This window comes from Vibrio sp. 1-2 (7-a) (assembly GCF_013048515.1).
Lineage (GTDB): Bacteria > Pseudomonadota > Gammaproteobacteria > Enterobacterales > Vibrionaceae > Vibrio > Vibrio diabolicus.
Genome location: NZ_VHSQ01000004.1, coordinates 1 through 12,320, shown reverse-complemented (window position 1 = coordinate 12,320; position 12,320 = coordinate 1). Strand labels below are relative to the sequence as shown.

At 46.5% G+C, this 12,320-nt stretch carries 10 protein-coding genes; 6 read left to right on the top strand and 4 right to left on the bottom strand.

What is annotated here, in order from left to right:
* Positions 1-137: 137 nt before the first annotated feature.
* From glnA to add, 6 genes are all read left to right on the top strand, one after another.
* On the top strand, positions 138-1,547 hold the full coding sequence (gene glnA, locus FKN08_RS12535) for a glutamate--ammonia ligase (protein ID WP_145533315.1): 1,410 nt from the start codon (positions 138-140) through the stop codon (positions 1,545-1,547).
* Positions 1,548-1,743: 196 nt separating this feature from the next.
* Entirely contained in the window at positions 1,744-2,325 is a 582-nt protein-coding gene (locus tag FKN08_RS12530; RefSeq protein ID WP_145533313.1) for a DUF4124 domain-containing protein, read from the top strand.
* Between the two features lie 132 nt (positions 2,326-2,457).
* Positions 2,458-3,504: a nitrogen regulation protein NR(II) gene (gene glnL, locus FKN08_RS12525; RefSeq protein ID WP_012841226.1), complete on the top strand. Its 1,047-nt coding sequence runs from the start codon at positions 2,458-2,460 to the stop codon at positions 3,502-3,504.
* A gap of 57 nt (positions 3,505-3,561) precedes the next feature.
* A complete protein-coding gene (gene glnG, locus FKN08_RS12520) occupies positions 3,562-4,965 on the top strand; it encodes a nitrogen regulation protein NR(I) (RefSeq protein ID WP_005395036.1) in 1,404 nt (467 codons plus the stop codon).
* 102 nt (positions 4,966-5,067) lie between these two features.
* A complete protein-coding gene (locus FKN08_RS12515) occupies positions 5,068-7,614 on the top strand; it encodes an EAL domain-containing protein (protein ID WP_170892247.1) in 2,547 nt (848 codons plus the stop codon).
* A 147-nt stretch (positions 7,615-7,761) separates the two neighbouring features.
* Positions 7,762-8,766: an adenosine deaminase gene (add, locus tag FKN08_RS12510; protein WP_005395038.1), complete on the top strand. Its 1,005-nt coding sequence runs from the start codon at positions 7,762-7,764 to the stop codon at positions 8,764-8,766.
* A 69-nt stretch (positions 8,767-8,835) separates the two neighbouring features.
* Here add and hemN read toward each other — a convergent pair whose 3' ends face one another.
* From hemN to FKN08_RS12490, 4 genes are all read right to left on the bottom strand, one after another.
* Positions 8,836-10,227: an oxygen-independent coproporphyrinogen III oxidase gene (gene hemN / locus FKN08_RS12505; protein ID WP_005394456.1), complete on the bottom strand. Its 1,392-nt coding sequence runs from the start codon at positions 10,225-10,227 to the stop codon at positions 8,836-8,838.
* 184 nt (positions 10,228-10,411) lie between these two features.
* Complete coding sequence (locus FKN08_RS12500; RefSeq protein WP_005379254.1) at positions 10,412-10,900, bottom strand: DUF2489 domain-containing protein; 489 nt, start codon at positions 10,898-10,900, stop codon at positions 10,412-10,414.
* Between the two features lie 7 nt (positions 10,901-10,907).
* Positions 10,908-11,450: a Der GTPase-activating protein YihI gene (gene yihI, locus FKN08_RS12495; protein WP_005394455.1), complete on the bottom strand. Its 543-nt coding sequence runs from the start codon at positions 11,448-11,450 to the stop codon at positions 10,908-10,910.
* Positions 11,450-12,088: a class I SAM-dependent methyltransferase gene (locus tag FKN08_RS12490; RefSeq protein WP_005394454.1), complete on the bottom strand. Its 639-nt coding sequence runs from the start codon at positions 12,086-12,088 to the stop codon at positions 11,450-11,452. Before FKN08_RS12490 ends, yihI begins: the two co-directional genes overlap by 1 nt.
* Positions 12,089-12,320 lie beyond the last annotated feature (232 nt).

Genomic DNA, 12,320 nt, shown 5'->3' with positions numbered 1-12,320 from the left:
TTTTTTTTGGCACGGTTTTGGCTTTAGTTAAAACAGCATCGATTAATGAAAAGTCAAATTGATTAATCAATGCCAGGTTTCATGAATAATTCATAAATCGAGCTTTTACCGCTTATTAACACTGGAGGTTATCCAAGATGTCAGTAGAAAACGTTCTATCGCTGATCCAAGAAAACGAAGTTAAGTTTGTTGACCTACGCTTCACTGATACAAAAGGTAAAGAGCAGCACATTTCGATCCCTGCTCACCAAATCGACGCAGACTTCTTCGAAGAAGGTAAAATGTTCGATGGTTCATCAGTTGCTGGCTGGAAAGGTATCAACGAATCAGACATGGTAATGATGCCTGACGCATCTTCTGCTGTGCTTGACCCATTCACGGAAGACGCAACACTAAACATCCGTTGTGACATCTTAGAGCCGGCAACAATGCAAGGCTACGACCGTGACCCACGTTCTATCGCAAAACGCGCTGAAGACTTCATGCGCTCTACTGGCGTTGCAGATACTGTACTTATCGGTCCTGAGCCAGAATTCTTCCTTTTTGATGACGTGAAGTTCTCGACGGACATGTCAGGCTCTTTCTTCAAGATCGATGACGTAGAAGCAGCATGGAACACAGGTTCTGATTACGAAGAAGGTAATAAAGGTCACCGTCCAGGCGTTAAAGGTGGTTACTTCCCTGTAGCTCCAGTGGATTCATCTCAAGATATCCGTTCTGCTATGTGTCTAGTAATGGAAGAGATGGGTCTTGTTGTTGAAGCACACCACCACGAAGTGGCAACAGCGGGTCAAAACGAAATCGCAACTCGTTTCAACACGCTAACAACCAAAGCTGACGAAATCCAAATCTACAAGTACGTTGTACACAACGTTGCTCACGCGTTTGGTAAAACGGCAACATTCATGCCTAAACCACTTGTTGGTGACAACGGTAGCGGTATGCACGTTCACCAATCTCTAGCGAAAGATGGTGTAAACCTATTTGCTGGTGACAAGTACGGCGGTCTATCTGAAATGGCGCTTTACTACATTGGCGGTATCATCAAACACGCTCGTGCAATCAACGCATTTGCTAACCCATCAACAAACTCGTACAAACGTCTTGTACCAGGCTTCGAAGCGCCAGTTATGCTTGCTTACTCTGCACGTAACCGCTCTGCTTCAATCCGTATCCCAGTGGTACCAAGCCCGAAAGCACGTCGTATCGAAGTTCGCTTTGGTGACCCAGCGGCTAACCCATACCTATGCTTTGCATCAATGCTAATGGCTGGTCTTGACGGTATTAAGAACAAGATCCACCCAGGCGAAGCAATGGATAAAGACCTTTACGATCTACCAGCAGAAGAAGCAGCAGAAATCCCAACGGTTGCATACTCACTGAAAGACGCACTAGCAGAGCTAGATGCTGACCGCGAATTCCTAACAGCGGGTGGTGTATTCTCTGACGACTTCATCGACTCTTACATCGAGCTGAAATCTCAGGACGTAGAGCGCGTGAACATGACAACTCACCCAGTTGAGTTCGAACTTTACTACTCTGTATAAGGTCGACACTGTGTAAAATGTAAACACAGCAACAAAATATTAGGCTCGCCTCGCAGGCGGGCCTTTTTTGTATTCGTCAGTCAAGATTCGACGTTTAACATGAGGGGATAATAAAAATACGCTTGGACTTTTTACCTTGTAGGTCAAAGAGCTAAGCCATTGAAACGTGAAATCATCGATCAAAAGAAGGTGAGCAATGAAAGTTCAGCTTATTCCATCGCTATGTGCTCTCAGCGGATTGTTAATCGCCTCCATCGCATCAGCGCAGGTTGCTTATACATGGGTAGATAAAAATGGCGTGGTTCATTTTAGTGATACGCCAAACCAAGGTGCAAAAGCCATCGCGCTGCCAAACCTTGAAGCCAGCGCACCCGCTCCTAAGGTAGAAAGCACGGAATCACTCGCCCCTCAGACCAAGCCATCGAAAGAGCCACAAGACAAGCCAGAAAAGAAAACCGATAAACCTCTCCCATTAAAGCTCTCGATGCTGACTCCTCAACATAACGAAACCATCCGCAGCAACCGAGGCATCATCAATATTCAACTGGAAACCAATCGCAAGCTTGGTATCGGTGAACAGTTGCAACTGCTGCTCGACGGAAAACCTTATGGTGCGCCACAAAGCCATATGACGTGGCAGTTAAACAATATTGACCGAGGCACCCACACACTGGCCGTGCACGCGAAAAGAAGCGGCAAGCTTATTGCATCTACTAGCCCTATAACGGTGCATTTACATAGAGCAAGTGTTAAGCCGACCGTAAAAGGGGCAAAATAGAATATCTGGTGAAAAAAATAGCATCACTGCGGTGCTTTTCACTTTTTCTTCTGAGATTTATTCGCCATACTTAACGTTCAATTGCACCATTATTGTGCAACGCACAATCTTAAAGCAAAACAAGGACGTAATGTGGATACCAGTCTTCCTAGTGCCATTCTCAACAACATGGTGACAGCAACACTGATTCTTGATGATGGATTGGCTATCCGTTATGCCAATCCGGCTGCCGAGTTGCTGTTTTCTCAAAGCGCGAAACGTATTGTTGAACAATCGCTTTCTCAATTGATTCAACATGCGTCGCTGGATCTCGCGCTGCTCACTCAACCATTGCAAAGTGGCCAAAGCATCACCGACAGTGACGTCACTTTCGTTGTTGATGGCCGCCCCTTAATGCTAGAGGTGACAGTTAGCCCAATCACTTGGCAAAAACAACTGATGTTACTCGTCGAGATGCGCAAAATTGATCAACAGCGCCGACTCTCTCAAGAACTGAACCAGCACGCCCAGCAACAAGCGGCGAAACTGTTAGTCCGAGGGCTTGCACATGAGATCAAAAACCCGCTAGGTGGATTACGTGGTGCAGCACAATTGCTAGAAAAAATGCTGCCAGATCCCTCTCTCACCGAGTATACGCACATCATTATTGAGCAAGCCGACCGTTTAAGAGCGCTCGTTGATCGATTACTCGGGCCACAAAAGCCAGGTAAGAAGACACAAGAAAACTTGCATCAAATTCTGGAAAAGGTTCGCCAGTTGGTTGAATTAGAATCGCAACGTTCAATCGTGATTGAACGCGATTACGACCCGAGCTTGCCAGAAATTTTGATGGATGCGGACCAAATCGAACAGGCGATGCTTAATATCGTCAGTAATGCAGCGCAAATTCTTAGCCATCAAGAACACGGTAAAATCACCATTCGCACCAGAACGGTGCATCAAGCTAATATTCACGGCAAACGCTGTAAACTCGCTGCGCGTGTCGAAATCACAGACAACGGCCCAGGCATTCCACCGGAATTACAAGACACGCTGTTCTATCCCATGGTCAGTGGCCGCGAGGGAGGAACTGGCTTAGGGCTGTCTATTTCACAAAATTTGATCGACCAGCATAATGGAAAAATAGACGTAGAAAGCTGGCCTGGTCACACAACATTTACTATTTATTTGCCGATCTGATTGCGCTAATGGACTTCAAGTCGCATCAGTTTTTCGGTTTGCTGCAAGGATTACTACATGAGTAAAGGATATGTTTGGGTCGTTGATGACGACAGTTCCATTCGCTGGGTGATGGAGAAAACGCTCTCCTCTGCCAACATAAAATGCGAAACCTATGCCGATGGGGAAAGCGTTTTGATGGCGCTCGAACGCGAAGTACCAGATGTGCTGGTATCAGACATTCGCATGCCGGGCATTGATGGATTAGAGCTGCTAAAACAAGTACAGCGCGATTACCCAGACCTTCCCGTGATTATCATGACCGCCCACTCAGATTTGGATGCGGCAGTGAATGCGTACCAAAAAGGTGCCTTTGAATACTTACCAAAACCTTTTGATATCGATGAAACCTTAACTCTGGTTGAACGAGCGATTGCACACAGTCACGAAAATAAACGTGAGCAACTCTCTCCAGAAGACATTCCAGCAGAAACGCCAGAAATCATCGGTGAAGCGCCAGCCATGCAAGAAGTATTTCGCGCCATTGGTCGTCTTTCTCGCTCCTCAATTTCAGTATTGATTAACGGTGAATCGGGCACGGGTAAAGAGCTCGTTGCTCATGCGTTGCACCGCCATAGTCCTCGCGCCAACAAACCTTTTATTGCACTCAATATGGCGGCGATTCCCAAAGATCTGATTGAGTCAGAGTTGTTTGGTCATGAAAAAGGGGCATTTACCGGGGCGAACAATGTTCGTCAGGGTCGATTCGAACAAGCCAATGGCGGCACCCTATTTTTAGACGAAATCGGTGACATGCCGTTAGATATTCAAACCCGTTTGCTGCGTGTTCTGGCCGACGGACAGTTTTATCGAGTGGGCGGTCACTCCCCAATCAGCGTCGACGTAAGGATTGTCGCGGCAACACACCAGAATTTAGAAAAGCTGGTGCATGAAGGCGATTTCCGTGAAGACTTATTCCATCGCTTGAACGTGATTCGAGTGCAGATTCCGGCATTGCGTGAACGTAAGCAGGACATCGAAAAACTTACGCAGCATTTTCTTATCCGAGCGGCTGATGAGCTGGGGGTCGAAACCAAAACTCTGCATCCGTCGACCGTTGAAATTCTTAACCGCCTTGATTGGCCGGGCAACGTGCGTCAATTAGAGAATATTTGCCGTTGGTTAACCGTCATGGCCAGTGGTAGCGAGGTATTGCCAAACGACTTACCAAGCGAACTGCTCGAAGAGAAAAAATCCATTTCGGACTCTGAGCATGGCAGCTGGCAAGAACAATTGGCGGATTGGGCACGTCAATCACTCGCGGCAGGAGATAAAGAACTGCTTTCTTATGCTTTACCAGAATTTGAGCGCATTTTATTAGAGGCCGCTTTGGAGCACACTAAAGGTCACAAGCAAGATGCCGCTAAAGTATTAGGCTGGGGGCGAAACACGCTTACCAGAAAATTAAAAGAATTGTACTGACAATCACTTACGTGGTGCGTTAACAACGAGAGTCGTTTGTCACTCGATATTAACAAAAATATCAGTACAATTATGGCGCACTACCATCTATGTGATTAGGCAATGTCTACTGCTACGACTCAAATTACACTGCGTACCGCTGTTCTCATTCCATTTGTCATGATCTTCTTACTGGCGATCGGTGTCATTGTCTACGTCCAAAAACAAAGCTACGAAGAAGTGGCCACAGATATCAGCGACAAACAACTTTCCGTGTTAACCGAAAGTGTCCACGACCACCTTAATAGCTATCTGCGCAAGCCATTTACTGCAGTTATGGCTCTCGCACATAACGTCAGCTATCACAACCTTTATCACCCTCACGACACCTCAGATATTCAAAGCTACCTGCTGAGTGCATTCAAAAACCTTTACCAATCGATACCGCAGTTGGATGTCATCGCATTTGGTTCAGAAAGCGGTGACTTTGCCGGGTTCCGCCGCGAGCTTTCCGACGATTACACCTTAATGGTTCAAGATCGATATACCGATGGTGATCTGATTATTTATGGCACCAACCATGTGAGTAATAGCATTCGAACGGTTATCTCTCCATACGATCCTCGCACTCGCCCATGGTATACGCCCGTCGCAGAGACTCAAACCTCGATGTGGTCTGAGATTTATACGAATGCCGATGAACGCCAGGATATTACGCTGTCAGCCATGACACCGGTGTATAAACACGACCAATTTGCTGGCGTGTTGGTGACAGACATTCGCATCAACACATTTAACGAATTTCTACGTGAGTTAAAATACAACACCAAAGCTTCGGTCTACATCATGGACCCAGAGCATCGTTTAATCGCTCACTCAGGCCCGGGAAGCGTTATCTCATGGGGCACAAAGTTTTCTGATAAAGGGCAGCGTTTGTTTGCGGCTGAAAACGCAGATCCGATCATCAAAATCAGTGCGAGCCGCGTTCGGTCGTTTGATCTCAACAATACTAAGCAACCTTACACCTTTTCATTTGAGCATGACGGCCAACGTATTTTCAGCCGACTAACCCCATACCGAGATCAAAACGGTTTAACATGGTTTATTGGCACCTCTATATCTGAATCCGAGTTGCTGGGTACATTGCCGAAAAGCCAACAAAAGAGTTGGCTGGTCGGGTTTATCGTCAGCTTATTTGGTATCGCCATCAGTTGGATCATTTTCAACCGAGTCACCAGACCGATTAACGCGACGGCCGACGCCGCCCAACACCTTGCGAATGGCGATTGGGACAGCAGTATGCCAAAACCTGGTTATGTGTATGAGACAACGGTACTTGTGCATGCCTTTAATGAGATGACGAGTAACCTCAGAGCCTCATTTAAAGCGTTGCGTGAGCAGTTGGTTTATGACTCTCTGACACGCTTATACAGTCGTCAGGGCTTGGTCGAAATCTGTGAGAACCAATCTCACCTGTGCCACGGCAGTTTATTTTTACTTGGTATCAACAAATTTAGAGATATCAACGACAGTGTGGGTCATCATAACGGTGATCAACTGTTGGTCAGCATCGCAGAAAGGCTAAAACAAGAGTTTAGTGATAACGCGTTACTGGCTCGGATTGGCGGTGATGAGTTCGCAGTGTTTCTCTCAAACGCCGATACTGAAGCCAAAGTTAAACAAACCGAGCGTCGATTACAGCAACTCTTTTCCACCCCATTTATGGTGGAAGGTGAGAATGTAGTGATGAAGATTTCACTTGGCATTGTGCAAACCCAACCAAATGAAACCATGCCGCTGTGGCTTCGCAACGCCAGCATCGCATTAAGCTACGCCAAGCAAGACTCACTGACCGGTGTCTGTCATTACAGCCCTGAACTGGCAAGCGCTTCAAAGTTCCGCACCCAAATGCTGACTAAGATTCAAACTGGCATCGAAAACCAAGAATTTGTCCCTCATTATCAACCTATTGTGGATCTCGCTAGTGGTAATGTGTGTGGCGCAGAAGCGCTGGCGCGCTGGCACAGTGACTCAGGAATGGTGTCGCCACTAGATTTTATTCCAATCGCAGAAGAAAGCGGCATGATCAAAGCCATTGGCCAACAAATTCTATTACAAGCTTGCCGCGATACATACCAAGCCATTCAAAGTAATCAGTGGCCATCAGACTTCCAACTGCATGTGAACATCTCCGTTAATCAACTGTCCTGCCCTGATTTTGTCGATACGGTGACCAGCGTATTGGATATCACGAAATTACCCGCCAGTAATCTAACACTGGAGATCACCGAGTCGCGCATTATTGATAGCGCACCAACCACGCTGGAAAATATGACCAAACTGCGTGATATGGGGATTGGTATCGCGATCGATGATTTCGGTACCGGTTACTCATCACTGGGTTATCTTCACTCACTGCCATTTACTTGTTTGAAGATTGATCGCACCTTCATCAATCAACTCACGCAAGAAAACTTAGACAGTTCGGTCGTTGCTGCGGTCATCAATATCACCGCGGGCCTCAAAACCAATGTCGTCGCAGAAGGCGTAGAGGATAGCAATCAAGCACAATTACTGCGCTCTTTAGGCTGCAACCAAGTGCAAGGCTTCTATTACAGCCGTCCAATGCCGCTAGAAGAGTGGCCAACACATTTGGTTAACATGAAGTAGAAAAGAGCGAGAATCGTTGATTTCCTAGTCATCCTCTACTGACAATCTACCTAACTGTTATTTATACTTAACTGCAAATCTTACCCATGTATTGTCACAGATGATGTTTGGGCCCTGTTCCAGTTCATAACTATCCGGATCGACATAATGATAACGAAGAACCTCCCTCTTACTGATTTGCACCGCCACCTCGACGGTAACATTCGTACTAAAACGATTCTTGAGCTTGGCCAAAAATTTGGTATTGCTCTGCCAGCGTACGATATTGAGTCTCTAACTCCTCACGTTCAAATTGTCGAAGCGGAACCCTCTCTTGTTGCTTTCCTTTCTAAGCTCGACTGGGGTGTTGCGGTACTGGGCGACCTAGATGCATGTCGTCGTGTGGCGTACGAAAACGTGGAAGACGCACTAAACGCTCAAATCGATTACGCTGAACTGCGTTTCTCACCATACTACATGGCAATGAAACACAAGTTACCAGTAGCGGGTGTTGTTGAAGCAGTCGTGGACGGTGTGCAAGCGGGTATGCGCGATTTTGGCGTGAAAGCCAACCTGATCGGCATCATGAGCCGCACATTTGGCACCGACGCGTGCCAACAAGAACTGGACGGCATTCTGAGCCAAAAAGATCACATCGTTGCTGTCGACTTAGCGGGTGACGAACTGGGCCAACCGGGCGATCGCTTTGTGTCTCACTTCAAACAAGTACGCGACGCTGGCCTTGGGGTAACGGTTCACGCTGGTGAAGCAGCAGGTGCAGAGAGCATGTGGCAAGCAATCAATGAGCTGGGCGCAACTCGTATCGGTCACGGCGTAAAAGCGATCCACGATCCAAAACTGATGGATTACCTAGCAGAAAACCGCATTGGTATTGAGTCTTGCCTAACATCAAACTACCAAACAAGCACGGTAGAAACGTTAGAAAACCACCCTCTCAAACAGTTCCTAGAGCATGGCGTTCTTGCGTGTCTGAACACTGACGATCCAGCGGTAGAAGGCATCGAACTGCCATACGAATACGAAGTAGCGGCACCAGCAGCTGGTCTGAGCCAAGACCAGATTCGCCAAGCACAAATCAATGGCCTTGAGATTGCGTTCCTTTCAGAAGCAGAAAAAGCGGAACTGAAAGCAAAAGTAAAAGATCGCGCTTAAATCCAGCGAAAACATAAAAAAATGCCAGCATCTGCTGGCATTTTTTACATCTTGAATCGGCGTCTATGATTAGATAACACGAGAGAATTGTTGCTGACGCGCCTTCGCTCGCAGGTACTTATCGAAGCTCATACAAATATTACGGATCAGCAAACGACCTCGCAGCGTCACACGAATTTCATTGTCATCCACTTCCACCAGCTCATCGTTGATGAAGGTCTGAAGTAGCTGCAAGTCTTCTTTAAAGTACTGATCAAACTTCACTTTAAACTCAGACTCGATCGCTTTCTTGTCTAGTTTAAAATTACAAATCAGCTGCTTGATCACTTCGCGACGTAGCAAATCATCAGAGTCCAGCGAGACCCCTTTCCACAGTGCGTGACGAAGTTCGTTGACTTGAGCGTAGTATTTCTTCAGCTCTTTCTGGTTTTGCGCGTACGCATCGCCAATCATCGAAATTGCAGAGACCCCAAAGCCAACCAAGTCACATTCACCTTGTGTGGTGTAGCCTTGGAAGTTGCGATGCAAAATACCTTCGCGCTGGGCAACGGCAAGCTCATCGTCCGGCAAAGCAAAGTGATCCATGCCGATAAATTGATAGCCAGCGCCAGTCAGTGTCGCGATGGTATCTTGCAGAATCGCCATCTTCTCTTCTGCTTTAGGCAGATCTTCGTCTTTAATCTTACGCTGCGCTGCAAATAGCTGTGGCATGTGCGCGTAGTTAAACACGGATAGACGGCCCGGCTGCATTTCCAGTACTTGTTCTAACGTCTTGGCAAAAGAGGCTTTGGTTTGCTTTGGCAAGCCGTAGATCAGATCTAGGTTTGTCGAACGGAAACCCAACTCTTTTGCGCGCGCAACCATCGCAAAGATGAACTCTTCATCTTGCTCACGGTTCACCAGTTTTTGCACTTCTTTGTTGAAGTCCTGAACACCGATGCTCAAGCGGTTAAAGCCTTCGCTACGCAGGTGATCCAGCATGGTGATCTGAATTTCACGCGGGTCAACTTCGATACTGATTTCAGCATCACTGCTAAAGGTAAACTCTTGGCGCAACAGGCTCATTACGCGTGTAATTTGCTTTTCAGAAAGGAACGTTGGCGTACCACCACCAAAGTGCAATTGCGTTACCGTTCTGCCCACCAATAAGGCTGCACGTTGACGAATCTCATGCTCAAGCACATCGAGGTATTCGTCCGCTTTGTGCGAGTGGCGCGTGATGACTTTATTACAACCACAGTAGTAACAAAGCTTGTGACAGAACGGAATGTGCACGTACAGCGATAATGGGCGGTCTGGGTACTGAGTGCATGCCATATCATAATCAGAAATGGTGAACGCTTCATGGAACTCCAGCGCCGTTGGGTACGACGTGTAGCGAGGACCGGAATAGTTGTACTTATCCAATACCGCTTGATCCCAGACGATTTGCTGCTTCGATTCAGTGTGTTGATTCGACATGGTGGTACTTTCCGTTAAATGCTAGGGCAACGAAAGCCGTCACCCGATATTCAGAGCCGCTATTTTGCCATACGACGATGACAAGCGTGGCAACGCCGACTGGCTTTTTAATTATAAAACTAAAGAAGTGCTAGCGTGATCACGATACCCCCTACAGTCATAAGGAAACCATTGGGGGTAACTATTAAATCATCTGAATATTGATTTGATTATTCAGTGGCTGGACGTTTTTCTGCAACACTTTGAGCTCCTCAATAATCGCGTCAGTGAGGCGGCTTTCCGCTTTATGACGCGTCAAGTTCTGTTGCATACGCTCTTTCTTGGCAAGTTGTTGGCGTTCTTCACCACGTGCCATATCTTTCACGATATGGTAAAGCTCAGAAATTGCAGGGTACGTTTTATCGAAATCGACACGGTCTTCACCTTGTACATAATCCATGATGTTATACACACGAATACTGATTTCAGATAAATCGCATTGGCCTTGAATACCCGCCTGACACAAGGTATGCACATTCTCAAAAATGTTGGCGTTACGTTTATCTATCGCCAATTTTTGATGCTTTAGCTGCAATTCCTTTTGCTTTTTCAATTGAAGCAGAAGGTAACCTGCATAAGAAGCAAGTGCGATGATAATCACAACACCAGCAATAGCTAATAAGGTTACATTCATAGCTTAATTATCCTTTGTAGTCGTCGAAGTTAATGTCGTCGAAATCTGCCAGCAAGTCATCATCATTGCGCGTGCTTTTCTCAGCAGGAGCAGTGAAGTCTTCCTCTTCTTCAGGTTCCAACAAACCTAGTTGGTCCATTAGCTTCTCAATGCGGTCGAGCTTCTCATCGACGTATTTCTGTAGACCTGTGCCTAGGTTTTCACCCGCTTCAATGCGGTCTAGCAACACGTTCAATTGCGCGTCATTTTCTAGCATCTCTAGTTCTTGCTCTGCCGACAAACGACGCTCTTGCTTCGTCATTTTCTTCGCAGGCTCAACAACCAGAGGAATTTTCTTTTTGCTGCCTAAACGCGGGTCGCGGTTTTGTGCAGCAGCTTGCTTTTTCTGCTCGTTAACTTCTGAGTTACGGTTACCCGTTTTCAAGCCTTTGCGCTTTTTAGCACGCTTGCGTAGGCGGCCTTCCACATCAGATTCTGTACGGTTACGAGTTACAACAAACTCAGGTGCGCCAGCGGCACCTGGCTTTCTAGATTTTTTACTACGGCTCATTACTGGGGTTTCCTCAGTAAAATTACATCATTACCAATAAATTCGAGTTCGAGCTTATCCCGCTCTGCTAGGAACTGGAACGTGTCACGACTAAAGAACACTACATGAGTGAGATCGTTCTTATAATGCCATGATTTGAAAGCCTCCACGTCGATGACCATTTTCGTCATCAGGCCTATCCAGCCCCCTGGCTTAACTAAATTCAACCATTGCTTCCACACCAAATCTGGGTGGTAGAGGTGCTCTATCACCTCTGTTGCTGTCATGAAGTCATACGTTTTTTCTAAAACCGACGTATCAGGGTGGTAGTAGAGGTCGTACAACGCCATGTTGTGCCCCGCCTCTTCCAACATTAAGGAGAGCGTTGGGCCAGGACCACAACCAAAGTCGATACCATTTGATTGTGGAGAAATTCGCTCTGTGATCGGGTCAGCAATACGCGACAAAAAGCGTCGGTAACCTAAATCTTCAGGGTTGTTCTCATGCAAATCATAGTGAGCTTTTTCGGTTTCCGCATCCAAACGTTGGTCTGGATTCACAAACACCAAACTGCACTGCTCACATTGAAGATATTCACGTCGCTTATCTTCAAAATAGTGGTGAGTACGCTGATTTTGGCATAAAGGACAGGTATGCATGCTGACTTCCTCAAACAGGGATGCGAAACATACCAGAAAGTGAACTCAGATTGGAGTGTTACTGAGCATTTTTTCAGCAATTTTTGTTAAAAAACTTTGTTTACAACGTAAGCGTCTTTAAATCGACTCATTCAATCCTTTTAATAAACGTCGTAACCTTTAACTTTTATCGTTAAAGGTACTCGAAAATGTCTCAGCATAGATCTCAGCAAGAATGGCTACGCCTTGTTCA